Annotated in this window: 21 protein-coding genes; 9 read left to right on the plus strand and 12 right to left on the minus strand. The window is 61.1% G+C overall.

The window, feature by feature from the left end:
* The first annotated feature begins 18 nt into the window (after positions 1 to 18).
* The 5 genes from ruvB to EWR20_RS04720 all read left to right on the plus strand — a co-directional run bounded on the left by ruvB (position 19) and on the right by EWR20_RS04720 (position 7,313).
* The gene (ruvB, locus tag EWR20_RS04700; protein WP_129359497.1) at positions 19 to 1,077 is read left to right on the plus strand and encodes a Holliday junction branch migration DNA helicase RuvB; all 1,059 of its coding nucleotides are present in this window, start codon (positions 19 to 21) and stop codon (positions 1,075 to 1,077) included.
* A gap of 116 nt (positions 1,078 to 1,193) precedes the next feature.
* On the plus strand, positions 1,194 to 1,793 hold the full coding sequence (gene yajC, locus EWR20_RS04705) for a preprotein translocase subunit YajC (RefSeq protein WP_129359498.1): 600 nt from the start codon (positions 1,194 to 1,196) through the stop codon (positions 1,791 to 1,793).
* Between the two features lie 67 nt (positions 1,794 to 1,860).
* Positions 1,861 to 3,618, plus strand: coding sequence for a protein translocase subunit SecD (gene secD, locus EWR20_RS04710; protein ID WP_129359499.1), 1,758 nt, complete (start codon positions 1,861 to 1,863; stop codon positions 3,616 to 3,618).
* Positions 3,611 to 4,777, plus strand: coding sequence for a protein translocase subunit SecF (secF, locus tag EWR20_RS04715; RefSeq protein ID WP_129359500.1), 1,167 nt, complete (start codon positions 3,611 to 3,613; stop codon positions 4,775 to 4,777). The genes secD and secF overlap by 8 nt, the downstream gene beginning before the upstream one ends.
* Positions 4,778 to 4,925: 148 nt before the next feature.
* Positions 4,926 to 7,313: a RelA/SpoT family protein gene (locus EWR20_RS04720; protein WP_129359501.1), complete on the plus strand. Its 2,388-nt coding sequence runs from the start codon at positions 4,926 to 4,928 to the stop codon at positions 7,311 to 7,313.
* A gap of 18 nt (positions 7,314 to 7,331) precedes the next feature.
* On the opposite strand, the gene EWR20_RS04725 is transcribed toward EWR20_RS04720, so the two are convergent.
* Together EWR20_RS04725 and EWR20_RS04730 are read right to left on the minus strand one after the other, a co-directional pair.
* Positions 7,332 to 7,976, minus strand: a complete 645-nt coding sequence (locus tag EWR20_RS04725; RefSeq protein WP_129359502.1) for a hypothetical protein — start codon at positions 7,974 to 7,976, stop codon at positions 7,332 to 7,334.
* Positions 7,977 to 8,082: 106 nt separating this feature from the next.
* Complete coding sequence (locus tag EWR20_RS04730; RefSeq protein WP_238147589.1) at positions 8,083 to 9,414, minus strand: DUF349 domain-containing protein; 1,332 nt, start codon at positions 9,412 to 9,414, stop codon at positions 8,083 to 8,085.
* 269 nt (positions 9,415 to 9,683) lie between these two features.
* Between EWR20_RS04730 and hisS the strand changes: the two genes are divergently transcribed.
* The 4 genes from hisS (at position 9,684) to EWR20_RS04750 (ending at position 15,219) form a co-directional block, all read left to right on the plus strand.
* Positions 9,684 to 11,030 (plus strand): histidine--tRNA ligase, encoded by a 1,347-nt coding sequence (gene hisS / locus EWR20_RS04735; RefSeq protein WP_129359504.1) that lies wholly within the window; start codon positions 9,684 to 9,686, stop codon positions 11,028 to 11,030.
* Positions 11,031 to 11,144: 114 nt separating this feature from the next.
* Entirely contained in the window at positions 11,145 to 12,920 is a 1,776-nt protein-coding gene (aspS, locus tag EWR20_RS04740) for an aspartate--tRNA ligase (protein ID WP_129359505.1), read from the plus strand.
* A 278-nt stretch (positions 12,921 to 13,198) separates the two neighbouring features.
* Positions 13,199 to 13,915 carry an ABC transporter ATP-binding protein gene (locus tag EWR20_RS04745; protein WP_129359506.1) on the plus strand — a complete coding sequence of 239 codons (717 nt, stop codon included), beginning with the start codon at positions 13,199 to 13,201 and terminating at the stop codon, positions 13,913 to 13,915.
* Complete coding sequence (locus EWR20_RS04750) at positions 13,912 to 15,219, plus strand: FtsX-like permease family protein (RefSeq protein ID WP_165000955.1); 1,308 nt, start codon at positions 13,912 to 13,914, stop codon at positions 15,217 to 15,219. The genes EWR20_RS04745 and EWR20_RS04750 overlap by 4 nt, the downstream gene beginning before the upstream one ends.
* 157 nt (positions 15,220 to 15,376) lie before the next feature.
* Here EWR20_RS04750 and EWR20_RS04755 read toward each other — a convergent pair whose 3' ends face one another.
* The 10 genes from EWR20_RS04755 to EWR20_RS04800 form a co-directional block, all read right to left on the minus strand.
* The gene (locus tag EWR20_RS04755) at positions 15,377 to 15,739 is read right to left on the minus strand and encodes a hypothetical protein (protein WP_129359508.1); all 363 of its coding nucleotides are present in this window, start codon (positions 15,737 to 15,739) and stop codon (positions 15,377 to 15,379) included.
* A 150-nt stretch (positions 15,740 to 15,889) separates the two neighbouring features.
* Positions 15,890 to 16,093, minus strand: a complete 204-nt coding sequence (locus tag EWR20_RS04760; protein ID WP_129359509.1) for a hypothetical protein — start codon at positions 16,091 to 16,093, stop codon at positions 15,890 to 15,892.
* A 582-nt stretch (positions 16,094 to 16,675) separates the two neighbouring features.
* A complete protein-coding gene (locus EWR20_RS04765) occupies positions 16,676 to 17,236 on the minus strand; it encodes a cysteine hydrolase family protein (protein ID WP_129359510.1) in 561 nt (186 codons plus the stop codon).
* 129 nt (positions 17,237 to 17,365) lie between these two features.
* A complete protein-coding gene (locus tag EWR20_RS04770) occupies positions 17,366 to 18,223 on the minus strand; it encodes an arylamine N-acetyltransferase family protein (RefSeq protein ID WP_165000957.1) in 858 nt (285 codons plus the stop codon).
* A 332-nt stretch (positions 18,224 to 18,555) separates the two neighbouring features.
* The gene (locus EWR20_RS04775; protein ID WP_129359512.1) at positions 18,556 to 19,014 is read right to left on the minus strand and encodes a peroxiredoxin; all 459 of its coding nucleotides are present in this window, start codon (positions 19,012 to 19,014) and stop codon (positions 18,556 to 18,558) included.
* Between the two features lie 76 nt (positions 19,015 to 19,090).
* Positions 19,091 to 20,458 carry an allantoinase AllB gene (allB, locus tag EWR20_RS04780; RefSeq protein ID WP_129360111.1) on the minus strand — a complete coding sequence of 456 codons (1,368 nt, stop codon included), beginning with the start codon at positions 20,456 to 20,458 and terminating at the stop codon, positions 19,091 to 19,093.
* 419 nt (positions 20,459 to 20,877) lie between these two features.
* Positions 20,878 to 22,053 (minus strand): glycerate kinase, encoded by a 1,176-nt coding sequence (locus tag EWR20_RS04785; RefSeq protein WP_129359513.1) that lies wholly within the window; start codon positions 22,051 to 22,053, stop codon positions 20,878 to 20,880.
* 91 nt (positions 22,054 to 22,144) lie between these two features.
* On the minus strand, positions 22,145 to 23,920 hold the full coding sequence (gene gcl / locus EWR20_RS04790) for a glyoxylate carboligase (protein ID WP_129359514.1): 1,776 nt from the start codon (positions 23,918 to 23,920) through the stop codon (positions 22,145 to 22,147).
* Between the two features lie 51 nt (positions 23,921 to 23,971).
* On the minus strand, positions 23,972 to 24,907 hold the full coding sequence (locus tag EWR20_RS04795) for a 2-hydroxy-3-oxopropionate reductase (RefSeq protein ID WP_255411257.1): 936 nt from the start codon (positions 24,905 to 24,907) through the stop codon (positions 23,972 to 23,974).
* Entirely contained in the window at positions 24,904 to 25,689 is a 786-nt protein-coding gene (locus tag EWR20_RS04800; protein WP_129359516.1) for a hydroxypyruvate isomerase family protein, read from the minus strand. Before EWR20_RS04800 ends, EWR20_RS04795 begins: the two co-directional genes overlap by 4 nt.
* Positions 25,690 to 25,744: the final 55 nt, after the last annotated feature.

Below are 25,744 nucleotides of genomic sequence, written 5' to 3' on the forward strand. Positions count from 1 at the left end.
CTCCGTGGAAAGGAACTTATGACACAGCAATTCCCGGAGAACGACGCGCAGAATTTACCCGGTCAGCAGCGTGCGGGCCAGGAGCGATTGGTAGACGCGGAAATCGAACCTGAGGACAAAGCCATCGAGGCGGCTTTGCGGCCCAAAGCTCTTGACGATTTCGTCGGACAGAAACGGGTCCGCCAGCAGCTCTCGCTCGTCCTGGAAGCGTCGAAGCTTCGTGGCAAGAGTGCGGACCATGTTCTGCTCTCAGGGCCTCCTGGCCTCGGCAAAACGACCCTTGCCATGATCATCGCGGAAGAGATGGGCTCGCCGCTTCGGATCAGCTCCGGACCGGCAATCCAGCATTCGGGCGATCTCGCCGCCATACTCTCCTCCCTGACTCCGGGCGAAGTCCTCTTCCTCGATGAAATCCATCGGATGTCTCGTCCCGCGGAAGAAATGCTGTACATGGCCATGGAGGACTTCCGGGTGGACATTGTGGTGGGGAAAGGCGCTGGCGCGACCTCGATTCCGCTGGAATTGCCCAGTTTCACGCTCGTCGGCGCGACTACACGGGCGGGGCTGCTGCCCGGTCCTCTCCGGGATCGCTTCGGGTTCACCGGTCATCTGGAGTTCTACGACGTTGCGGAACTGGAACTCGTGCTCCGTCGGTCGGCTTCTTTGCTGGACCTCAAGATCACCACGGAAGGATTCCACGAAATTGCCTCGCGCTCCCGGGGAACCCCGCGTATAGCCAACCGCTTGTTGCGGCGAGTTCGCGACTGGGCTCTGGTGCACGCGGTCGAGGACATCGACGCGCGCACCGCGGCGACTGCATTGAACATGTACGAGGTCGACTCGAGGGGTTTGGACCGTCTTGACCGATCGGTTCTCGATTCTCTGATTCACAAATTCGGCGGGGGACCGGTGGGGCTCTCGACCTTGGCCATCGCGGTCGGAGAAGAAACGGAAACCGTGGAGACCGTGGCGGAGCCTTACCTCGTGCGGGAAGGCCTCATGGGGCGGACGCCCCGAGGCCGAGTGGCGTTGCCGTCTGCCTGGGAGCACTTGGACCTGGAGCCACCCGAAAAATGAGCCGAGAAGTCTTGACGGGATATTCAGACTCTTCAATTAGACTTGCCTAAGTCTGCCCTCCCGTCCTCATCGGGCGCCTGCACGGGGGCGGTCACGATCAATTACGTGAGGAACACATGTTACTTTCCACCATCAATCCATCAGGAAGCCTTCAGGCCGCCGAGCAAGGCGGAGCCGGTGGCTCCAACTTCCTCCTACTGGGGCTCATGCTGGTGGTGGTCATCGTATTCCTCGTCCTGCCGATGCGCCGCCAGAAGAAGGCACGTCAGCAGATGCAAGAGCGTCAGCAAGCCATGACGCCGGGCACACGCGTCATGACACAGTTCGGCGTGTTCGGAACCATCGTGTCGATCGACCGTGAGGCCAATCGCGCGGTCATCGAAGTTGCTCCCAAGACCGAAATCACGGTTCACTTGGGTGCCGTCACCACGGTCCTGGATCAGAACGGTCAGGTCCCGGGAACCCCTGAGGCCGCTCGTGCCGCAGCCGCGCAGGGCGTGACCGACCAGCCCCAGCAGGGAACCGGAGAATTCCAGGGTGAGGCGTCGCAGTCCGGCCCCGGATTCGGCTCTTCGGCTCCTGCTGCAGAAAACGATCCGCGCTTGAACGGTGAGCCGATTCAGGACGAGCGCTCACAGGGCTTCCGCGATGAGAGCCAGAGCGGTTACCGCGAGGACCGCCCTGAAGGCGACGACAACTTCGGTTCGTCCCGTTAAGTTCAACCCACTTCTCGAGGTGTCCGCCGGCGGCGGGCACCTCGACTTATGATCCTCAGGAATCCTTATGGCTCGGAATAAACGAATGTCAGGTGCCCGAAAGGCCCTGCTCCTGTTGACCGCCATCGTGGTGGTCCTCGGTGGGGTCGTCGGTCTGTCGGCCACCAAGCTCGGTGGTTCCGCCGCACCCAAGCTCGCCCTGGATTTGTCCGGTGGCACGGAGATGATCCTGTCTCCCAAGGCCACCAACGGGGGCGGCGACATCAGCAAGGACCAGCTCGACCAGGCCGTGGACATTATTCGTCAGCGCGTCGACGGTGCCGGCGTCTCGGAGGCAGAGGTCAGCACCCAATCAGGCAAGAACGTTGTCGTTTCGATGCCTGATACGCCGAGTCAGGAAACCCGGGATCTCATTCAGGCCTCGGCCCAGATGTCCTTCCGATCGGTTCTGGCCGAGGGGGACGGGGCGGCCGTGCCGCAGGACAAACGCACGGAAGAGTCCAAACTCCCTCACCCGGACGCTCAACCGACCAACGGATCCGATTCCAATTGGATCACCCCCGAGTTACAGAAGCAGTACGAGCAACGCGACTGCACCGCGAATCCGGGTAAAGACGACCAACTCGATCCCAAGAAAGCCGTCGTTGCCTGCTCCCAGGACGGCAAACAGAAATACATTCTGGGTCCTGTCGAGCTCAATGGCTCTGACATCAAGGATGCCAGCCATTCACAGGTCGAGTCCGGCGGCGGCGTGAGCACGGGTCAGTGGGGCGTGAACATCACGTTCAACGATCACGCGAAGAACGTCTTCAAAGACGTGACCCAGCGTCTCTACGGCTTCTACGGCCAGGACCAAAACGACCCCAAGGCGTCCTTCGCGATCATGCTCGACGGTGGAGTACTGCAGGCTCCCCGAGCGCAGAACGTGATTTCCGACGGTCAGGCTCAGATCACCGGCAACTTCACCGAGGATGACGCCAAGGGCCTTTCCGAACAGCTGAAATACGGGGCGCTGCCGATCAGCTTCAAGATCGAGTCCGAGCAACAGATATCGGCGACCTTGGGTACCGACCAGTTGCAGATGGGCATTATCGCCGGAATCATCGGTCTGCTGCTCGTCTGCGTCTACTCGCTGTTCCAATACCGACTACTCGGATTCGTGACGATTGCCTCCCTGCTCGTCGCGGGAGTGGTCACCTACGAGGCCATTACACTGCTCGGCTGGGGGGTCAACTACAGACTCTCCCTCGCGGGCGTCGCGGGTCTCATTGTCGCGATCGGGCAGACGGCGGACTCGTTCATCGTCTACTTTGAACGCATCAGAGACGGTTTGAGGGACGGGCGAAGTGTGCCCTCTGCGGTGGACCACGGGTGGATGCGAGCGCGCAGGACCATATGGGCGTCCAAGGGCGTCAACCTCCTGGCCGCCGTCGTGCTGTACTTCGTGGCCGTGGGTAACGTGCGAGGCTTCGCGTTCACACTGGGCCTCACGGCGATTGCCGATCTCATGGTGATCTTCTGGTTCACCCATCCGATGATGGTTCTGCTTTCCAGGACCAAGTTCTTCGGGGAAGGACACAGACTCTCCGGGCTGGATGCTCACGCCCTCGGGTACGTCCCGTTGTACCGGGGAGCGGGCCGGCTCCGCGACCCTGAAGATTCACCGCGTCGGAAGCGCCGCCGGGACGAAGCCGGGGAAGAACCGGACCGTCCCCTCACCATCGCCGAAAGACGCCGTGCCGAGGCTCTGAAGTCGAAGGAGCACCAGGCCGAATCCCCTGAAGAGAACCCCGGCCAAAATCCTGAAGGAGCCGACAATGCCTAAGTTCGCAGAGTTCGGTAGCAATCTTTATACGGGCAAGACTTCCCTGCCGTTTATTCCGAAGAAGAAGCTTTGGCTTGGAATTTCCGCGGTACTGGTCATCATCGCTCTTCTGATCCCCGTCCTCACGGGTGGGTTCAAAATGGGCATCGACTTCCGGGGCGGTTCCGAGTTCACGGTTTCCGATACCAAGGACACGGATATCCAGACCGGGAAGGACGCCGTTTCGAAGCACGCGGGCGCGGCCGAGACCGAGGTGACTCGCATTGCCGCCGGAACCGTTCGCGTGCAAACCGAACAGTTGAGCGATGACGACACGCTCGCCGTCAAGGAAGCCCTGCAGAAGGCCTACGACGTCAAACCCGACGACGTGACCTCCTCGTACGTCGGTCCGACATGGGGCGCCGGCGTCACCCGTCAAGCCACCTGGGGGCTGATCGTCTTCGTCGTGCTGGCAACCATCGGCATGGCGCTGTATTTCCGCACCGTCAAGATGTCTCTGTCGGCCATCGCCGGCCTGCTCTTCACCGTCATCACCACGGCAGGCGTCTACGCGTTGGTGGGCTTCGAAGTGACTCCGTCGGCAATTATCGGATTCCTCACGATCCTTTCCTACTCGCTCTACGACTCGGTCGTGGTCTTCGACAAGATTCGCGAGAACACCAAGGGATACCGGAGCAACAGGAAGCGGACCTTCGCCGACGAGGTCAACCTGGCGGTCAACCAGACCCTGGTGAGGTCGATCAATACGTCGGTCGTCGGAATCCTGCCCGTCGGCTCGATCCTGTTCATTGGGGCCTTCCTGCTCGGTGCGGGAACACTGCAGGATCTGTCCCTTGCCTTGTTCATCGGCATCATCATGGGCACCTTGGGAACCTTGTTCGTCTCCGCCCCCCTCTATGCCGTTTTGCGTCAGGGGGAGAAGCCGATCAAGGAACAGGCGAGGCTCGTCGAGGGTGTCGCCTCCTCGGAGGACACAGCTGCCGCATCCGAGACCGGCCGCGAAACCCGATCTTCCGGGTCCTCGAGCGCGAGCCGGTCCGGCTCCTCGGCAGCGGGCCGTTCCCCGCAGAGTCACGGCGATGTCACCACGGATACCAATCCGGTACCCCGTTTGGACCCGGGCGGTGACGACAAACCGGATAACGGTGCGGTCGTCTGAGAACGCCACCGCCGAAGTGCGACGCCGGTGCGGCTGTGAAGCCGCGCCGGCGTTTTTGCGTTCGCTCAGAGAGGCCCCGGCTGCTTCGAATCGGCTCAGCGCTCGGGGAGGACTAAACTAAGTCCATTACACGGTCAGGAGGTTCATCATGGCATCATCCGATGATCAACAAAGCCACGGGACTCATAGGGTTATGTCGGCGTCGACGAGGACACCCGAACGCCGGGCATTCCCCAAAGCTTCCGTCATCCCGGCCGAAAACGGGAACCAGCCAACGGAAGGCGTCAGCGACTCGACCGCGGCCAGCAGAAGCAAACCGGTCTCGCCGGTTCTGGTTCCCTTGCTGAGAACGGTCAAGGCCAACAATCCGCAGGAGGACTTCTCCACGATCGAGCGAGCCTTCGCCGTCGCGGACAAGCACCACACCGGGCAGAAGCGCAAGAGCGGCGATCCGTACATCACTCACCCGGTTGCCGTCACTACGATTCTGGCGGAATTGGGTGCTTCCGGGGCCACGCTCATTGCCGGGTTGTTGCATGACACGGTTGAGGACACGGAGTACTCGCTGGAGGAGCTCACGGCAGACTTCGGTGAAGAAGTCGCCGAACTCGTCGATGGCGTGACCAAACTCGACAAGGTCACCTACGGGGAACACGCCCAAGCCGAGACGGTCCGCAAAATGGTCATCGCCATGGCCAAGGACATCCGTGTTCTCGTCATCAAATTGGCCGACCGTCTCCACAACGCACGAACGTGGCGTTTCGTGTCCCCGCAGTCGAGTGCCCGCAAAGCGAAAGAAACGCTGGAAATCTTCGCCCCATTGGCACACCGGTTGGGAATCAACACCATTAAATGGGAGCTTGAAGATCTCTCCTTCGCGGCCCTTGAACCTCGCATCTACGACGAGATCGTGCGGATGGTCGGGGACCGTACCCCGGAGCGCGAACGGCAGCTCCAGGAAATCCGCACAGGGGTGATGGACGAGCTCAGGGCGTCCAACATCTCGTGCGAGGTCACGGGGCGACCGAAGCATTATTACTCGATCTACCAAAAAATGATCCTTCGGGACAAAGAGTTCGACGAGATCTACGATCTCCTTGCGATCCGGATCCTCGTGGATTCCGTGCGCGACTGTTATGCAGCGCTCGGTGCGATCCATGAGGTGTGGAAACCTCTCCCGGGCAGATTCAAGGACTACATTGCGGTTCCCAAATTCAACACGTACCAGTCATTGCATACCGCAGTGATCGGCCCATCCGGGCGCCCCGTTGAGGTGCAGATCCGTACGCACGAGATGCACCAGAAAGCCGAATACGGCATTGCTGCCCACTGGAAGTACAAAGCCGCCGCCCGTGGAGAAGCTTCCTCCTCAGGGCAACGCACCGAAGACTCCGCCGACGCGCTGAAGTGGTTGCAGTCGTTGATGTCCTGGCAATCCGAGACCAGTGACTCGTCAGAATTCCTGGACTCGCTGCGCTATGAGGTCAACGCCCAGGAAGTTTTTGTGTTCACACCTGCGGGGGACGTTCTTTCCCTTCCGGCCGGCTCGACACCGGTCGATTTTGCGTACGCGATACACACCCAGGTCGGCGAGCACACCATCGGCGCGAGGGTGAATGGCAAGCTTGTGCCCCTGTCCTCGAAGCTCAACCACGGTGACCGTATTGAGATTCTGACGACAAAGGCCGAGGACGCCGGCCCCAGCGAGGACTGGCTCAAATTCGTCGCGAGTCCACGGGCGCGGACCAAAATCCGGCATTATCTGACCAAGGAACGCCGCGAAGAGGCCATCGAGAAAGGTAAGGACAACCTCACGCGGTCAATGCGCCGCCATAGCCTGCCTTTGCAGAGGCTTCTGACGAGCAAACTCCTCTTGTCGGTCGCAGAGGAACAACACAAGGACGACGTCGCCGCCCTGTACGAGGCCGTCGGGGAAGGCCAGATCAAGGCCCAGGACGTCATCGACCGACTTGTCGATCTCTTGGGCGGTCCTTCTGGAACCGAGGAAGAAGACCTCGAGGAAGAAACCTCCATTACGACGCATGCGCGTCCCAAGTTCGCGGATTCGGGCGTAGTGGTCCAAGGTGCAGATGGCGTCTACACCAAATTGGCACGTTGCTGCACGCCCGTGCCTCCGGACGAGATCATGGGAATTGTGACCCGCGGCAATGGCATCTCGGTGCACCGTGTGGATTGTCCCAATATGCGGCAGGCACAGGATGACCCCCGGCGCATCGAGGTGCAGTGGGCACCAACCAAATCCTCGGTGTTTCTGGTCGAAATCCAGGTCGAGGCTTTGGACCGCAAGTCTTTGCTCTCGGATGTGACCAGGGTGCTGTCGGAAAGCCACGTCAATATTCTCTCGGCGAATGTTCACACCAACGTGTCACGGCTTGCTATTTCCCGGTTCTCCTTCGAAATGGGCGATCCCAGATACCTTGACCATGTGCTTAATACTGTCCGCGGCATCGACGGCGTGTACGACGTCTACCGGATCACGGGTTCTCGTCCGACACCCACCCAACCTGCGTCCTGAACGAGGCTGTGGCGGGGATCAGGAGACTTTGGGCGCTAGCTGATGTACACGCTCGATCGCTTGCCTTCGGAACTTGAGCCGTGGGACCGCAGCCAGAGCCGCGCACAGGACACGCGGTGAACAGCCGAGTGAGGGCGCTCGTATGAAGGTCGCCAAGGCGGAGTCCCCAGCGGGTGTGGCGTCGAAAGCCGCAAGGTCCACGCAGGTCCGCAGGGGAGTGGTTACCAGTACGGGCCCGACTCGGTTTACCTCGAACCGCGAATAGCTCAGGTAACGGTGACGAACGTAGCGCAGTTCCTGAGCGCCGAACTTGTGGCCATCGTTCCCGTTGACTGTGCACTCGAGATAGCGGGGCGGAGCCGCACAACCGTAGATCCAAGCCGCGGTGAGTCGGTGGAGTACGGACCGGCGCCGGCTCAAGGCTCTCAGATGAAGGCCGGCCGCGTATCCTCGCAACTGCGGTGATGGTGCGGAACTGCTGTAAACACGGTGGAGAATAGGCGCAAGGAGTCCTCGTGCCGCCAACGCCTGCGCCTCGGCTTCGGTCAGATGTACTCCGGCGAGGAGGATGTCCGGTGGGCACCCCAATTCCGCAAAGTGAACTTCCCACAGAGTCTCAGGTCGGGGTGACACGGTACATTCGGTCGGGGAATCGTTGTGCATACGACCCATCTCACCGTACGAAAAGCGCAAAAAGCACGGGTTTCGGAAATTTGTGGATAAATTCCCGAACCCGTGCTTCATGAGGCACAGAACGCCTCAACTGCGGCTAGGAGGCTGACTCGACCTGGTCGAGCCACTTGCGGCGTGCGTCCAGGGCTTCCTCTGCCTTGGCGATCGCCCTGGAGTCTCCCTTTGCTCGCGCCGTTGCCAGTTCGTCTTCCAACCCAGTGATGGCTTCCCGGAGCTGAGCCACCATCGAGTTGGCTCTGGCCTGGGTCTCCGGGTTGCTTCTTTCCCACTCGGCCTGTTCGGCCTCGGAAATAGCGTCCTGGACCTTCTTGAGCTCGTTCTCGACGCGGCGGAGGTCATTGCGAGGAACCATGCCGGCCCGATCCCACTCATCGAGGATGGGAGCGAGCTTGGCCTTGGCGACATCCGGATCCTTGACCGGCAGAATAGCGCGCGCCTTTTCGAGCAGGGCTTCCTTGACCTTCAAATTCTCGGCGAATTCCCGATCGGTTTCCTCGTTGGCGGCGGCGCGGGCGTTGAAGAAGACGTCCTGGGCCGCGCGGAAACGGGCCCACAGGGCGTCGTCTTCCTTGCGGGACGCGCGTGGTGCCTTCTTCCAACGATCCATGAGCTCGCGGTACTTGATGGAAGTTTCGCCCCAGTCGGTCGACCCGGAAAGAGCTTCGGCCTCCGCGATCAGGCCTTCTTTGGCTTTCTTGGCCTTCGCGTTGTCTTGATCCAATTGGGAGAAGTAGGCGCGGCGATGTTTGTCGAAGGTCGTCCGTGCGTTGCGGAAGCGCTTCCAGAGTTCGTCTTCGACCGACTTATGGAGTCTGTTCTCCTTCTGAGCGGTCTTCCAGGCATTGAAAAGGTCGTTCATCCGGGCGCTGGAATTCTTCCAGTGAGTCTGAGCAGGGTCTTGCTCGGCGACGTCTTCGGCCGCCTTGACGATAGCTTCCCGTTCGGTGCGAGCACGCTCCTTCGCGGCCGCTGCCTCCCGTTCCTGCTCCTCCGTAAGACGGCTCGCTGCTTGTTCCAGAGCGTCGAGACGGTCCTCCAGATCGGTTATGTCGCCTACCATTCCCCGTGCAGCGACCTGTTCCCGAAGGCTACCAATGGTTCGGGAGACCGATGTCGCGTCGGTGCCCTGGGAGACTCGATTCTCCAACAAGGAAATCTGGGTCTCGGCTTCGGCAAACTTCCTCGCGAAGTAGGCGAGGGCCTCGTCTTCGGTGGCGTCCGGGAACGCCCCTACCGGTATGTTCTCTCCGCGCACTTCCACGTAGACGTGTCCGTCCTCGCCGACGGATCCAAACTTCTTCGCCTCCTCCAGGGACGGCCGCGTAAGAGGAGCGGCAGGTTTGGGCGCGGTCGGGGCTCCGGGCAGGTTAGCCGGAGTGGGCTTGTCGTCGGGCTTCTTCTCGGTCACCGCTGAAACTCTTTTCGTGGGAGGGCCTGTACGACCCTGGTGTATCGATGTGCGACGGCGCCCTGACATTTCATGGGCACTGGACACCAATATATATGGGGCGCGCGTCACGTGAATGGGGTGTTTCGCGACAAGATGAGGCAATTATGCCTCGTCGGGGCCTTTGGGCCCCGTTTTTCGGTTCGCTTGGGTCCTCGCCAAGGTTTAGTCTTAATGATGATTGTGCGCGATGTGCGCGCCTGCATGCTCAAAAACTCGAGGAGAGGCACATGGCCCGTAAGGCGTCCCTGTCAGGTTTTCCGGAATTGCTACCCCAAGAGAGGGTCGTGGAGAACCACGTGCTGGACGTCTTGCGGCATACGTTCGAACTCCACGGATTCTCCTCCGTCGAAACCCGGTCTGTGGAAACGATCGATCAGCTCCTCCAAAAGGGCGAGATCGACAAAGAGGTTTACGCGGTGTCTCGCCTCCAGGAAGACCCGGATACCAAGAAAGCGGAGAAACTCGCACTCCACTTCGACCTGACCGTCCCATTCGCCCGGTATGTCGTGGAGAACGCGGGATACCTGAATTTCCCGTTCATGCGGTACCAGATCCAGAAGTCCTGGCGGGGGGAGCGGCCACAGGAAGGTCGAGCCCGCGAGTTCACGCAAGCGGATATCGACGTCGTCGGAGAGGAATCTCTGCCGTTCCGATACGACGTGGAGCTCGCACTGATCGTCGTGGATGCCCTGACTCGGTTGCCCATTCCGGAATTCAAATTGCGCGTCAACAACCGCAAGCTTTCCGAAGGCTTCTATCGCGGCATCGGACTGTCCGACACTGCGGGGGTCCTGCGTTCGATCGACAAATTGGACAAGATCGGCCCCGACGCCGTGGGCCAGCTTCTCAAGGACGAGCTCGGGGCCACGGACGAGCAGGTTCGTGCCGCGTTGAATTTGGCGTCCATCACCGCAGAAGACACCTCTTTTGCGGAGAAGGTCCGCGCTTTTGGTGTGGAGGACGAACTCCTCGACCAGGGTTTGGCCGAATTGACCGAGGTCATCGAGGAAGCGTCCAAACGTGCGCCGGGCAAGGTCATCGCAGATCTGTCGATCGCCCGCGGCCTGGACTACTACACCGGGACCGTCTACGAGACCGTCCTGGTGGGGCACGAACAATTGGGCTCCATCTGCTCCGGCGGACGTTACGAATCCCTTGCCTCGACGGGGAAGAAAACCTACCCCGGCGTAGGACTCTCGATCGGCGTGACTCGCTTGGTTTCCCGAATCCTCTCCCAGGATCTGGCTCGCCCCACCCGCAAGGTGCCTTCCGCGGTGCTGGTTGCTCTGACCAACGAAGAAGCCTGGTCGGCTGCCCAGGATGTCGCCGAGCACCTCCGGTCCCGAGGGATCGCCTGTGAGGTCTCGGCCAACGCCGCGAAATTCGGCAAGCAGATCAAGTACGCGGACCGCCGAGGCATACCATTCGTCTGGTTCCTGGGTACTGACGATGCAGGCAACACGACCCACGAGGTCAAGGACATTCGTTCCGGTGAGCAGGTGGCCGTGGACCCGAGCACCTGGAATCCGCCCGAGAAAGATCTTCATCCGCGCGTCGTCGCCGGCGAAGACTGAAATCACCCCATTCTTTATGGTGCAGGGTCCGGCTCTGAGCTCGGAGAGGGCCGGGTAGACTCTGCACAGAACTAGTCCGGCGGAGAACCCGCCGACACGTCGAAAGGACCGTGAGTGCTACGCACGCATACGCTCGGTGAACTGACCGCCGAGAACATCGGAGAGACCGTAACGCTGGCCGGCTGGGTAGCCCGCCGTCGTGACCACGGGGGCGTGGCTTTCGTGGATCTGCGCGACCGGGAAGGCGTTACCCAGTGCGTGTTCCACAATGAAGCGGACTTCGATGCGTTGCGCAATGAGTACGTTCTGAAGGTCACGGGTGTGGTCTCTCGCCGTCCGGAGGGAAATGACAACCCGAATCTGGTGACCGGCCAAATTGAGGTCGAGGTCAACGAGGTCGAAGTGCTGAATACCGCGGCGCCTTTGCCGTTCCAGATCGACGAGCACGTCGAAGTGGGCGAGGAAGCTCGCCTGCGCCACCGGTATCTGGACCTACGCCGTCCTGCCCCTGCGGCGGCCATGCGCCTGCGTTCGGACGCGAGCCGGGTCGTCCGTGAATTGCTGCATCAGGACGGTTACCTCGAGGTAGAGACGCCCACCATGACCCGGTCCACCCCGGAAGGTGCCCGTGACTTCGTCGTGCCTGCACGCCTGGTTCCCGGCTCGTGGTACGCGCTGCCCCAGTCTCCGCAGTTGTTCAAACAGCTTCTGCAGGTCGGCGGAATCGAAAAGTACTTCCAGATTGCGCGCTGTTACCGTGACGAGGATTTCCGGGCCGACCGTCAGCCGGAATTCACCCAGCTGGATATCGAGGCTTCTTTCGTTGAGGAAGACGACATCATCGACTTGGGAGAGCAGGTCGTGTCCGCTCTGTGGAAGTTGATCGACGTCGAGATCCCTCGTCCCATTCGCCGTATGACATATCGCGAAGCGATGGAGAAGTACGGGTCGGATAAACCAGACCTGCGCTTCGGCCTGGAGCTCACGGAGCTGACGGAATACTTCCAGGACACGACGTTCCGCGTCTTCAAGGCACCGTATGTCGGAGCCGTCGTGATGCCCGGTGGTGCTTCGCAGCCGCGCCGTACCCTCGATGCTTGGCAGGAATGGGCAAAGCAGCGCGGCGCTAAGGGCCTCGCATATGTCCTCGTCCAGGAAGACGGCACCCTGACCGGCCCCGTCGCCAAGAACATCACCGAAGCCGAGCGCGAGGGTCTGGCTGCGGCAACGGGCGCGGAACCCGGTGACTGCATCTTCTTCGCTGCCGGTGAGGCCAAGCCTTCTCGGGCCCTTCTGGGCGCTGCTCGCGTCGAAATCGGTCACCGCACCGGCCTCATCAAAGACGGCGACTGGGCATTCGTGTGGGTCGTGGATGCTCCGATGTTCGAATCCGCGAAAGAGGCCGAGGACTCCGGCGACGTCGCCCTGGGCAACTCGGCATGGACCGCTGTGCACCACGCCTTCACCTCCCCAAAGCCCGAGTTCCTGGATACGTTCGATCAGGATCCGGGCTCGGCTCTGGCGTACGCCTATGACATCGTGTGCAACGGCAACGAGATCGGTGGCGGTTCCATCCGTATCCATCGCCGCGACGTCCAGGAACGCGTTTTCAAAGTCATGGGCATCTCGGAGGAGGAAGCCAATGAGAAGTTCGGGTTCCTGCTCGAGGCCTTCAAATACGGAGCGCCCCCGCACGGTGGAATCGCCTTCGGCTGGGACCGTATGGTCGCATTGTTGGCCGGCACCGACTCCATTCGCGATGTCATCGCTTTTCCGAAGACAGGCAATGGCTTCGACCCGTTGACTGCGGCTCCCGCACCGATCACGCCGCAGCAGCGTAAAGAAACGGGCGTGGACGCCAAGCTGGAGAAGAAGGGCTCCGAGAAGTAGCCAACGGCTGGCTTTGACAGCTGTGGTGATGTTGTAGCCCCCGGCCTTGGGCCGGGGGCTTTTCGCGACCTACGGCCGGGTGCCGACGCCCGTCGCGCAAGGGGCAAAGGGCCTCCTCACGGGATGAACGGCCTGATCCGGAGGCTCCGTAAGCCACGTATGCGCCGACCGCGCGGTCGCTTAGAGCTGGGTATACCGAGAAGTGATGGGCCGCGGTACCCCCGAAATCAGCCCTGTCTCACCTCACGTGAGTTCTTCTGCGGACTAGCGTTCAGAACATGACCTCAAACGCACCACCACGAATTCAAGCTCAAGGCCTCAGCAAGTCTTACGCGTCGGCGACCGCATTGGACAACGCGTCCGTCTCCATCGGTGCGGGCGAGTCCGTCGCCATTATGGGCCCGTCGGGATCAGGAAAGTCCACGTTGATGCACGTCCTGTCGGGAATCATCTCGCCCGACCGCGGTTCTGCCTTTCTGAACAGTGTTGGGGGCGGACCAGGCATTGAGATCACGAGCCTTTCCGCCAGGCAGAGAGCGCGGCTGCGTCGGGAGAGGATCGGCTTCGTGTTTCAGGAAGGGCTCCTCCTGCCAGAGCTCACGGCCGCGGAAAATGTGGCCGTGGCACTGATGACCTCGGGCGTCTCAAGAGCGCGGGCCGAACGGTCGGCCGGTCAGCGGCTCTCCGCTCTCGGCCTCCACGGCCTGGAGAGCCGACGGCCCGGACAATTGTCCGGAGGTCAGGCGCAACGTGTCGCGATTGCCCGTGCCCAAGTCACCGACCCGGAGGTCGTCTTTGCCGATGAACCCACGGGCGCCCTGGACTCCGAGACGTCGCAACATGTCCTGAATGCATTGCTCGAGTCGACGATCTCCCGTGGAGCATCACTGATCATTGTGACCCACGATCCGGCGGTGGCTGCCGGATGCTCCCGCACCATCCGTCTTCGGGACGGTCACATCGTCGACGACGGTACGGGGGTGTGGGGTCAATGAACCTTCTTTTCCTCAGAAAAACGTTCTCAGATAAGGGCACATGGGGCCTTCCGGTCGTCGCATTCATGCTGACCAGCACCGTGGCATTCATCGTTATCGGCGGTGCCAAGTTCTTGATGGGCGACACGGGGCCCAACGGCTTGCTCTATCAATTCTGTGCCTTCCTGGCCGTGCTATTGCTTCTGGTACCGATGAGCACTTTGATGTCTTCAGCGGGTCGGCTCATGGCTCGTCAACGCGACCAAAGACTTTCAACGCTTCGTCTTCTCGGAGCGACGGGGGCCCAACTCCGTCTGGTCTCAGTAACGGAATCCGGACTTCTGGCTCTGGCCGGAATCGTCCTGGGAGCCGTTGCTTATGCAGCACTCATGCCGCTCATCGGTCTCATCCACCTGACTGGGCATGAGATTGGTGCATCCGGCTTGTGGATGGGCTACGGATGGCTGCTCCCGGCCGCGGCACTGGTGCTGGCACTAGCTGTAGGAAGCTCGATTTCCGGCATGAGGCGTGTGGAGATAACGCCGTTGAGCATCCGCACGCGTTCCGTACCTCGCCGTGTGCGCTGGTTGCGGTTTGTCGCAGCCAGTATTTTGTTCCTGGTTGCCATGGCGGTCTTCGCCGGAGCCAAGCAAGGTATCGGAGGAGCCCTCATCATGGTTTTCATCGCTCTGGCATTGTCGATTCCCCTCCTCGCTGTCCATCTGATGGGACCGCTTGTTCTGAAGGGCATAGGCACGATTCACGCGAAGACGGCTCGGACCGCAGACCAACTCATCGCTGCACGGAACGTTCTCGAATCCCCTCAAGAAATGTGGCGTCAGGTCGGCAGCATTGGATTCAGTGTCTATGTAGCAGTGATTCTGGGATCGGGGGCTTCCCTGACGGCGTCGGCCGACAGCCCCCACGCCGATGCACAGGAAGTGCAACTGACGCAAGACATCCAGACCGGAGTCACCGTGACTCTGGTGATTTCCTTCATCATGGTTGCTTGCTCCGTCGGCATCAACCAAACGGCTCAGGTTCTGGACCGTAGGGACCTATACATCGCTCTGTCACGGATGGGGATGCCGATCTCGCAACTCGGTCGCATCCGCCGGAAGTCAGTGATGAGGCCTTTGCTGGCAGTCGTGGTGATCTCAGGTCTGATATCGATGGTGACGTTGTTTCAGCTCATAGGCACCGAATTCATGACCCAGCCCACGTCGATGGTGGTCATTCTTGCCACCGTTGTCTTCGGCGTCTGCTCCGTCTGGGCCGCATGCGCTGTGACGACACCAACGCTCAGGAGAGTAGTCACGGAATAGGCCGTATCCATGGGGTCTTGGCTAACCACGGATTTCGGCCCCGATGGACAAACGAAGGCTCGGCTCAAACCAGGCGTCCGGCCTAGCCGATCATCGTTCCCGCCCATTCATCAAACATAGGATGTCTGTACTCGCTCAGTCGGTGCCTGACCGGTTGTCATTCGGCTTCGCGGCTGGCGGCCGCATCTGGCCTGGGCTGAGGAATTTTGTTTGTCGCGGCCTTCCTGAGTTCTTCGGTCGCGGCTTCGGCTTCATCCGGAATCAGATGCCAAGCAATACCGGCGCTCAGCTCGCCCTCTTCCTTGGGGACAATCCACCCGAGACCGACCAAGGCCGCGGTCAGGGTGTTTAGCCCATCGGCCAGAATCTTTCCGTCACTGTCGCAGATCTCTCCTGTTTCGGCACACAACCGCCACCGATGTCTCACGCAGATTTGCCGAGCCCACTGAGACTCGTTCTGTATGTATTTGGGTGGGATCGTCAGGATTGTCTCTGTGACTGGTTGGGTTTCATATTGCATGGTGAGCTCCTTTGCTCTGCCGGATACAACGGCTTGACCGTATCCGACTTCTTAGCAGGCGGGCCAGACCTCAAAGCGGTGGGCCCGACGGATGCTGTGCAAGAACTCTGAGCGCAGAACCTCGTCGGGCCACATGTCAGCTAGCGAAGTTTAGCTGGACTGCTTGCCGCTATGGCGGCCGCCTTTGGCCTTGTCCTCCCTGGACTGGGCCTCAGCGCCTTCCCTCCCGGCCTTATGCGGGTCAGCAGAGTTCTTGTCACCGAAGCTGCCGGTGCTCTCCTCGCCGCCCTTATGGGCTTGTTCTTCGGTGTCCTTGCGGTTTCCGAACTGTCCGGGGTTGTTCTTGTCAGCCATAATCATGCCCTTTCCAATATGGGAGCTTTCTTCTTACAGCTGTGCGCCTCACTAACTATATAACTCCGACCGGACCGAGTTTGCAAGCATTTTCCCTGATTTTTGGTTTAAATATCCTTCAAGGAAAATGAGTGGTGGAAAACTGGCTCGTCTGAAAGCGTTTGTGCCTTACTGGTGAAATACTGAAGAATTCCGTGAAATACCGTGACGCCCGCCCGTTGTCGGCGTCATGTTACCGGCAATTCGCCGATTGTGCCTCTCGATGATATCGCGGATTCCGCTGTTCAGGCCCGTGAAATACCACGTAGTGAGCCAATTCTGATTTCATCTGCTGAGTACACAATAGAAACAGAATGTGCCTGGGTGCAGGGTTAGATCCACTTTGGTTACTATACGGTTCACGCCGGAAACCAGAGGGGAAAATAATGCTGCTCACAGTGATTTGTCGCGGCCTCGGAGATCCTCAATACAGTAAAGTGCTGTAGTACGTGATCATCGGGTTCTCGAAACCATCTTGGATGACGAGGCCAGAGGCACGGGGCCATCGTTCGCTCTGTAAGTTTCAGGGCCGCTGATGTCCGCTCAGTGATCGGACGCCCACATCTGTATGACCTCGTCCACGGCGTGCAACTGGGTCTGCCGGTCATCGACGAGTTGCTCCAGCATGATGTCCTGGTAGCTTTCACGATCATCCGCTATGGCATCGCTGGCAATTGCCGTCCGAATATTTCGTGCGTACGCGTCCCGCACCGTTTGAGCTATGCATCCATGGGTGGAAACCCCCGCGACCACCACGCGATCAACATCAAGGTTCCTTATCCTCAAGTCCAAGTCGGTGCCGAACCAGGCGCTGTCACGGGTCTTCTCGACCCGGGTCACGTCCTTAGTGTCGAGTCCCTCGACCAGCTCTGCCGAGGGGTCGTTGTGGAAGAGATAACCCTGGTCGTCGTCGAGCATGTTGAGGGTCCATGTGGACCGATCTCGGCTGTGTTCGGTCGTGATGAGGAAAACAGGGACTCCGTTGTCCCTAGCTGCTGCTATGAGTTTGTTGGAAGCTTCGACAAGATTCTTTCGAGCCAATTTCAGGGTCTCGGACGTAAAGAATCCGGCTTGGAGATCGATCAGCAACAGTGCGTCTTTCATAGAACTTCGATTCATCGTGAGGACAGGTCGTCCCACCATTCTCACCGAGAGTTCACCTGATTGAAATCGTCGAGGGTACGGGGCGCGAGTGCCTTGGCCGATTCGGGAGGCATCTGCCGTCTGCGCGCTCTAGATCTCCTTCCGAGTCGAGGGCGCCCCCGGTCGGTGTTGCATGTCTGTGATCCTCTCCGCCAGTCTTTCCTTCTCGTAAGAGGTCATGTGCACGCCCAGTGCTTCCACAGCGGAGGCGGTATCCACCGGGTCCAGTTTTTCTCTCCGCGTGCTTTGCCCGGCAGATCGGATGGTTCGAGCCTCTTCGGTGACGGTGACGTGGCCTTCGGCGGTATGTCGCATCACCATAAGATGATCAGTGAACGGCCCGAAGCCAGCGGTGGATGTGACCAAGTGGCCTGAGCGGACATCAACGGGTAGCACCGGCAGCCGATCCGTGAAATGCTGAGGCTCGCCATCGCGCCGGAGTTCCCCAACCTCAGACGCGGCCGAGCCATGTTTGATCAGAGTGAAGGTACGGTCGCCTTCGATGTGCTCGTTGTTCTCGGAAATGAGCATCGGCTCGCGCAGACTGAAACCGAAGCCTGGGTCGCACAGGTAGCTATGATCGTCCAAAGTGACGACAACGCTCAGATGCGTTCGCGAGTTATCGGGTGCATGCACGCGTCCAAGAAAGAGCTCCACCGAGAAACCCAATCGCTGCAGGACACCCGCGAAAAGCTGCGAATGTTCGAAGCAATAACCGCCACGTTGATGCTCCACCATGGACTGCTGCACTGCATGTGCCGTCACGCCGGGATGATCACCCAGGAGCACTTGGACATTGGAAAACGGATACGTCCGAACGTGACCGCTGTGGACTCGACTCACTAGTTCCAGGTTGAGAGGCGCTCGGTATGCACCGGCCACGCCGATCTGGTCCAAATATGTCTCGACGTCGTAGGCCTCGATGTCCCATGGTGTTCCTGAAGTCATCTCGATGCCATCCTTGGTGCCGGTTGTTTCTCTCGCAATAGGCGTGAAGTCCTGCGCGGTGTTTGGCTCGTGCCGATATTCTCGTTCCGGCCCACCTGTTTGTACAGCCATTGCCTCACCGTTCCGTCCCACGAATACTTGGATTCATAAAATGCTCCAGGAGAACCGGACTGGATATTGCGGCGGTGATCGGTTGCATTCACAGCGTATTCAGCCTCTCCTGGCCCGCGGGCAGAGACTGGCAACCACGTCGTGCTGCAGAACCGTCGCGGACACAGGAATCCATAGAGACGCTACGAACCAGGTAGCCTCCCGTAGACCTACGTGCCCGGTTACCCTTGCAGCTCGGACACCAACCGGGCCACGTGACCTTCCGCATCGACACGGTATTCGGCCCGCACGATCTTCCCGGCCGCGTCGATCACGAAGGTCGATCGCAAGGGACCAACGGAAGTCTCACCATTGATAGTGCGCTCACCCCACGCGCCCCATTCCTGGGCAGCTGCGTGATCCGGGTCGGACAGAAGCGTGTACGGCAGGCTGTACTCCTCGGCAAAGCGCGCCAATTCTTCGGGGCTGTCCCCGGAGACCCCGTAGACCCGACCCTTGAGGGCAGCCAGGTTGTCCCGGAAATCACAGGCCTCGCTGGTGCACCCGGGGGTGAAAGCCTTGGGAAAGAAATACACCACCACGTCGCTTCCGCCTTGGGCACCGAGGTTCACGGTACTTCCATCGTGGGCTGAAAGTTCGAGGGCGGGGGCGGGATCGCCGGGAACGAGTTCGCGTGACATGCTTTCTCCTGATGATTGATGGTTTGTCTGTTTCGGTAGCTAGCCGGCGTCGATGCCTAGCGTTCGCAGCGCAGACTCACGCGGATCCGCGGTTGATCAGTCTGCCGGTCGGGGTTTTGTAGTCTACGAGCTTGCCCCCGACGAACGTCTTGCGGACCTTCCCCGAGACTACCTTGCCTTGATAGGGGGTGATCGGGTTCTTGTGATTGAGCCTGGCGGCATCCACGACGTAACTCTCGTCCGCCGCAAAAACCGCGAAGTCTGCATCGTAGCCCAGGGACAGACGACCTTTGGACCGAAGACCCACACGCTCGGCCGGCCTCCGGGACATCCACTCGAGGACCTTCGCCAACGGGATCCCGCGCCGCCGCGCCTCGGTCCAGATCAGGGACAGACCCAACTGCAGGGACGAAACTCCGCCCCATGCGACGCCGAAGTCGCCATTGCCGAGGTCCTTGAGCGCCAGCGTCGAGGGCGAATGGTCCGAGACGATGAAGTCGATGGTCCCGTCCACGAGGCCTTCCCACAGCTTCTCCCGGTTGTCCACCTCACGCACCGGTGGACAGCACTTGAAGGCGGTGGCGCCGTTCGGAATCTCCTCGGAGAGCAAAGTCAGATAGTGAGGGCAGGTCTCTACGGTGATATCCAGGCCATCGCGCTTGGCAGAAGCGATCATAGGCAACGTGTCGGAGGAGGAGACGTGCAGGATGTGCGAGCGGGCACCGGTCCAGCGGGTGCGCTCGATGACCTCGGCGATCGCGATGTTCTCCGCACCACGAGGCCGGGACTTCAGAAACCTGTCGTAGACGTCCCCATTCGGACTCGGAGCCCTGTCGATGGTCCGGGAGTCTTCGGCATGAACGATCATCAACGAGTCAAACGTCTTGACCTCGGCCATGTCCTCTTCCATCTCATCCGCATCGAGGTGAGGAAACTCGTCCACACCTGAATGCAGCAGAAAACACTTGAAACCGAATACGCCCTCGTCGTGAAGGGTGCGCAAATCCTTTTTATTTCCGGGAACGGCCCCTCCCCAGAACCCGACATCCACGAATACGTTGCGCTGGGCGAACAACCTCTTGTATTCGAGTGCCGCAGCGTTGACCGTGGCGGGCACGGAATTCAGCGGCATGTCCACGATTGTGGTCACGCCACCGGCGGCGGCCGCCCGCGTAGCGCTCGCGAACCCTTCCCAATCGGTGCGACCAGGCTCGTTGACGTGAACGTGAGTGTCCACCAGGCCTGGGATGAGGGTTTCGTCCTCCTCCAGCTCGACCACACGCGTCCCGTTGAGGTTCGCCCCCAGCGGCTCGATCGCCACGATCTTTCCGTCCTTGACCGCGATCTCTCGAGGGGCGAAATGATCGCCGCACGAGACCTGGCGGCCGCGTACCACAAGGTCGTACCGGGACTGCCGGTCCGCTGTGGCGGCGCCCCGGTTCATGTCTTCCGATTCGACGTCATCGAAGTTGTGCTCGGACTTGTACGCGCGTATCAGCTCCCGCACTCGCTCAGGGTTATTGGCCCTGTTGGCAAGTTTGATCTGTTCCGCGCGCGCGGAACCGAAATCGGACTGACGACCGTCGGTCACCGAACGCTGGGAATTCTCCTGGGCGACGTCGTGCGGTGAGTTCTGCGGTTCTGGCTCTGAGGCGGAATTCTCGATCTTGCTCCGAACGGTCTGGGCGGCCTTTTTGGCGTTCTCTTCAGGCGTTACCGCCCACCGCTCACGATCGGACTCTGTATCTGTGCGTTCATCGGCTCGATCCGGACCGCGTGGCGTGGAGCGCTTGGGATGTGCGTTCATGATGGAATCCTTCCGTGAGAGGGGACGTCGGACGTCGTCCCGACTAAAACTACTTGTCAGGGCCGATTATTGGGGGACGGTTCGGCCCGAGCCATGCCATGTTCCGTGACGACCGTTCTCCCTACCTTGTGGAGAAACCGGGGTGCCTCGCGGATCGAGGTCGGGGCATCCGGTGCAAGCCCGGCCAAGGCATAAACCGCGTGGAATCCTGTCTCGTGCAGAATGCGCCACGGCAAAGTGGTGCGACCGCATACCGCCACCACGGGGACCCCGTGGTCCTGCCCGACCTTCAGTACGCCAAGGGGTGTCTTTCCGGCGAGACTCTGTTCGTCCAAGCTTCCCTCTCCGGTGATCAGGAAGTCTGCCTCGGCGACAGCGTCGTGGAGGGAAACCAAATCGAGGACGACGTCGATGCCGGGCCTTCGTGTGGCTTTGAGTACTGTCAGGGCGGCGTAGCCCACGCCGCCTGCCGCACCGGCCCCTTCCGAGCCCGCGGCCCGTCGAGCGGACTTGCCCAAGGCTTCCGCGAGCCTGTCCCGGAAGACGCCGAGGGCGGAGTCGAGGTCCGCGACGTCCTTCTTGGTCGCGCCTTTCTGCGGACCGAAGACTGCCGCGGCCCCACGGTTGCCGGTCAGCGGGTTGTCCACGTCCGCTGCCAGTACGAACTCGGTTTCCTTGATTCGCGGGTGCAGGCCGGCGAGATCTATCGTCGCCAGATTCGCGAGGAATGAACCGCCGTCTGGCAGTTCATTGCCGGAAGCGTCCAGTAACCGGGCACCCAGTCCCGCGATCATGCCCGCACCGCCATCTGTGGTGGCGCTGCCGCCCACAGCCAGGATGACTCTTGTGCATCCGGAATCCAGCGCTGCGGCGATCAATTCACCGGTGCCCCGGCTCGTGGCCTCGCGTGGCGCCAGAATCGGTTCGCCCGTGGCGTTGTGCGGCAGCACGGCCAATCCCGAGGCCAGGGACATCTCGACCACCGCCTCGTCATCACGGCGCGCCCACGCCGCGGACACGCGGCTGCCCACCGGCCCGGTCACCGTCGCCTCGTGGAGCGTGTAGCCGGACTCCACGGCGGCGTCGAGGGTTCCTTCTCCGCCATCGGCCACGGGGAGCAGGACGAGGTCTGCATCCGGCCTGGCCTCGCGGATTCCCGCTGCGATGTGCTCGGCCGCCTCACGGGCCGTCACACACCCCTTGAACTTGTCAGGTGCCACCACGATTCGCACCGTTACCTCCCTGAGAATTCTGGGGCGAGCCGCGGATCTGCGTGGAATCCGACAGACACGCGGCTCACCCGATGGTGTTGGTATCGGACGGTCAGTCCATGACCGAAATGGCCGTGGGCGCGTCCGTTCCGTTCTCGGCCAGCTCCTCGAACTCCGTCACATTGTCCAGCTCGGTGCCCATGGAGATATTGGTGATCTTCTCCAGGATGGCTTCCACGACCACCGGGACCTGGTGCTCTTGGGCCAGCGACTTCGCCGATGTGAAGGCATCATGGAGCTTCTCGGGGTCCGTGACGCGTATGGCCTTGCACCCAAGTCCCTCGACGACTTTGAGATGGTCCACGCCGTAGCCCTGGGTCTCCGGAGAATTGATGTTCTCGAAGGCGAGGGACACATTCTGTTCCATCTTGAATCCGCGCTGGGATTGGCGGATAAGACCAAGATAGGAATTGTTGACGACCACGTGGACGTACGGCAGGTTGAACTGCGCGCCCACCGCAAGCTCCTCGATCATGAACTGGAAGTCGTAGTCACCGGACAGGGCGACAACGGTCTGACCGGGTTGGCCGCGCACCACTCCGAGTGCCGCGGGGCAGGTCCAGCCCAAGGGGCCGGCCTGACCGGCATTGATCCAACGTCGCGGTCCGTAGACGTGCATGAACTGGCCCCCGGCGATTTGTGAGAGCCCGATCGTCGAAACGTAGGTGACGTCCGTGCCGAAGGCCGAATTCATCTCCTGATAGACCCGCTGGGGCTTGATGGGAGTTTCGGTGAAGTGGGTCTTGCGTTGCATCTGCCCTTTTCGATGTGCGCACTCCTTGGCCCACACCTCGTAGTCGGGCACGGAGAACTGCTCCTTGCGGTCGCGGGCGACCTCGACGAGGACGTCCAAGGCGGCCCCGGCATCCGAGGCAATGCCGAGGTCCGGGGCGAAGACGCGACCGATCTGGGTCGGGTCGATGTCCACGTGCACGAAAGTGCGGCCGTCGGTGTATTTGTCGATGGATCCTGTGTGTCGGTTGGCCCAGCGATTGCCAATTCCCAGAACGAAGTCGGACTCGAGAAAGGTCGCGTTGGCGTAGCGGTGCGACGTCTGTATCCCGACCATGCCGGCCATCAGGGGATGGTCGTCCGGCATGGTTCCCCAGCCCATGAGGGTGGGGACCACCGGCACGCTCAACAGCTCGGCGAGCTCCACGAGCTTGTCAGAGGCATTGGCGTTGATGATCCCGCCACCTGCGACAATCAGAGGATGCTCGGAAGCGAAGAGCATGTCCAGGGCCTTTTCGGCCTGGGCGCGGGTTGCCGCCGGACGGCTGGCCTGCATCGGTTCGTACAGGTCGATGTCGAATTCGATTTCCGCCTGCTGAACGTCCAGAGGAAGATCGAGCAGAACCGGACCGGGCCGGCCCGAACGCATCAGATAGAAAGCTTTTTGGAACGCGCCAGGGATCTGCCCGGGCTCCAAGACGGTCATGGCCATCTTGGTGACCGGTTCGGCGATGGACGAAATGTCGACCGCCTGGAAGTCCTCCTTGTGCAGCTTGGCGACCGGAGCCTGCCCGGTGATGCACAGAATCGGAATCGAGTCGGCCGATGCCGAATACATCCCCGTGATCATGTCCGTTCCTGCCGGCCCGGAGGTGCCGATGCAGACGCCGATGTTGCCCGCAGCCGCGCGAGTGTAACCCTCGGCCATGTGGGAGGCACCCTCGACGTGGCGGGCCAGGGTGTGGCGGATACCGCCGTGGGCGCGCATCGCTGAATAAAGAGGGTTGATCGCCGCGCCGGGCAGACCGAACGCTTCGGTCGCGTTCTCCTTCTCGAGGATCAAGACGATGGCGTCCACCGTACGCATCTTGCTCATGATGTTCTCCTTGAATTCTGTTCAGTTCCCCGCAGCCCGCAGGCGTCGGGACTACTTCTTGTCGCGGCCTGATAATTCGTTGGCGAGTCGGAACAGCCCCGAGTGGTCCAGGCTTCCGTCGCCGCGCGCGACCAGGGCGGTGACCAATTGGGCCACGAGACCGCCGAGGGGAATGGTCACGCCAGCCTCTCGAGCCGCGGCCGTGACGATGCCCATGTCCTTGTTGTGGAGGGCCAGACGGAATCCGGGATCGAAGTTGCGGTCCAGCATTTTCTGGCCCTTCTGGTCCAAGACCTTCGAGCCCGCCAGACCGCCGCCGAGTACCTTCAGTGCGGCGTCCGTGTCCACGCCGTAGGCCTCGAGGAAGACCACAGCTTCGGCCAGCAGCTCGATGTTGCCGGCCACGATCAGCTGATTGGCGGCCTTGACGGTCTGTCCTGAACCCGAGGGACCAACATGCACGATCGTTTTGCCGACCACATTGAGGACCTCTTGGGCAGCCTCGAAGTCGGTCTCCTCGCCGCCGACCATGATGGACAGAACCCCGTCGACCGCGCCCTGTTCACCTCCGGAGACCGGGGCATCCAACGGGCGCAGGCCGGCCTCGCGGGCCGCGTGGGCCAGGTAGCCGGCCACATCCGGACGGATCGTCGAGGCGTCAATCCACAGCGCGCCCTGAGCCGCGTGGGCGAACACACCGTCATCGCCCTCGACGACGCTCTGGACGTCGGGGGAGTCCGGGACCATGGTGATGACCACCTCGGCTCCCGTAACCGCCTTGGCTACGGAATCTGCGGCGGCTCCTCCGGCCTGGGCCAATTTCTCGGCTTTCTCGGGGGAGCGGTTGTAGCCGACGACGTCGTGCCCAGCGTTCACGAGGTTCTTCGCCATGGGGAGGCCCATGATGCCCAATCCGATGACTGCAATCTTGGTCATATCGTTCTCCTTAAAGGTTCTGCGGTGTCGGTTGAGGGTTCGAAGGTTCAGGCCCGGCTTTCGCGCGGCAACCACGCAAACGGGTCGTTGTGGGATGCCTTGTACTCCAGGCCGACGACGCCGTCGTAGCCGAGCTCGGCGGAGCGCTCGAGCCACTTTTCAAGGGGCAGCTTCCCCGTGCCCGGCTCATTGCGGCCCGGGTGGTCCGCGATCTGGATGTGACCGAAGTCCGCGGCGTGCTCCTCGACGACCTTCGCGACGTCGTCGCCGTTGGCGGCCAGGTGGTAGAAGTCCGCGAGCAGCCTGATGTTGTCTCGTCCGGCCTTCTCGATGATGGACAGCGCATCCGCCGCTGTCTTGAGCGGGTACGCCTCGGTGCCGGAGACCGGTTCGAGCAGGACAACACCGTCGATCTGGGCCACGGCGTCCGCCGCCTGCCGCAGATTCTCGACGCCCAAGCGATCCTGGGCGGCCGGATTCTCGCCGTCCACGCGGTTGCCGTACAGCGCGTTGAACGCTGTGCACCCGGTTGCTCGAGCAATCTTCAGGACAGGTTCGATATTGGCGCGGAACTCTTCGGCCCGTGCGGGCTGGGACAGGACGCCGCGCTCGCCTCCGGGCATGTCGCCCGCGTAGAAGTTCAGGCCGGTCAGCTGAACCCCTGCGGCTTCGAGGGAATTCACGAACTCGTCGATCTCGGAATTCGAGGGCGTCGGTGTCGGGAATGGCCACCAGAACTCGGCGCGGGTGAATCCGGCGTCGGCTACGGCCTGCGGGCGATCCTTGAGGGGTAGGTCGGTCAGCAAGATCGACGCGTTGACGGTGTAGTTCACGGTGTTCCTCCTGTGCGGTAGGGATCTCCGTCGAATCCAAACTTTCGGGATACGG

Origin of the sequence: Rothia uropygioeca, from assembly GCF_004136585.1 — a bacterium.
Lineage (GTDB): Bacteria > Actinomycetota > Actinomycetes > Actinomycetales > Micrococcaceae > Rothia.

Excerpts from the sequence above, each read along its gene's own strand:
- ruvB (WP_129359497.1), top strand. The coding sequence starts at position 19 with ATGACACAGCAATTCCCGGAGAACGACGCGCAGAATTTACCCGGTCAG.
- yajC (WP_129359498.1), top strand. The coding sequence starts at position 1,194 with ATGTTACTTTCCACCATCAATCCATCAGGAAGCCTTCAGGCCGCCGAG.
- secD (WP_129359499.1), top strand. The coding sequence starts at position 1,861 with ATGGCTCGGAATAAACGAATGTCAGGTGCCCGAAAGGCCCTGCTCCTG.
- secF (WP_129359500.1), top strand. The coding sequence starts at position 3,611 with ATGCCTAAGTTCGCAGAGTTCGGTAGCAATCTTTATACGGGCAAGACT.
- EWR20_RS04720 (WP_129359501.1), top strand. The coding sequence starts at position 4,926 with ATGGCATCATCCGATGATCAACAAAGCCACGGGACTCATAGGGTTATG.
- EWR20_RS04725 (WP_129359502.1), bottom strand. The coding sequence starts at position 7,976 with ATGCACAACGATTCCCCGACCGAATGTACCGTGTCACCCCGACCTGAG.
- hisS (WP_129359504.1), top strand. The coding sequence starts at position 9,684 with ATGGCCCGTAAGGCGTCCCTGTCAGGTTTTCCGGAATTGCTACCCCAA.
- EWR20_RS04745 (WP_129359506.1), top strand. The coding sequence starts at position 13,199 with ATGACCTCAAACGCACCACCACGAATTCAAGCTCAAGGCCTCAGCAAG.
- EWR20_RS04750 (WP_165000955.1), top strand. The coding sequence starts at position 13,912 with ATGAACCTTCTTTTCCTCAGAAAAACGTTCTCAGATAAGGGCACATGG.
- EWR20_RS04755 (WP_129359508.1), bottom strand. The coding sequence starts at position 15,739 with ATGCAATATGAAACCCAACCAGTCACAGAGACAATCCTGACGATCCCA.
- EWR20_RS04760 (WP_129359509.1), bottom strand. The coding sequence starts at position 16,093 with ATGGCTGACAAGAACAACCCCGGACAGTTCGGAAACCGCAAGGACACC.
- EWR20_RS04765 (WP_129359510.1), bottom strand. The coding sequence starts at position 17,236 with ATGAAAGACGCACTGTTGCTGATCGATCTCCAAGCCGGATTCTTTACG.
- EWR20_RS04770 (WP_165000957.1), bottom strand. The coding sequence starts at position 18,223 with ATGACTTCAGGAACACCATGGGACATCGAGGCCTACGACGTCGAGACA.
- EWR20_RS04775 (WP_129359512.1), bottom strand. The coding sequence starts at position 19,014 with ATGTCACGCGAACTCGTTCCCGGCGATCCCGCCCCCGCCCTCGAACTT.
- allB (WP_129360111.1), bottom strand. The coding sequence starts at position 20,458 with ATGAACCGGGGCGCCGCCACAGCGGACCGGCAGTCCCGGTACGACCTT.
- gcl (WP_129359514.1), bottom strand. The coding sequence starts at position 23,920 with ATGAGCAAGATGCGTACGGTGGACGCCATCGTCTTGATCCTCGAGAAG.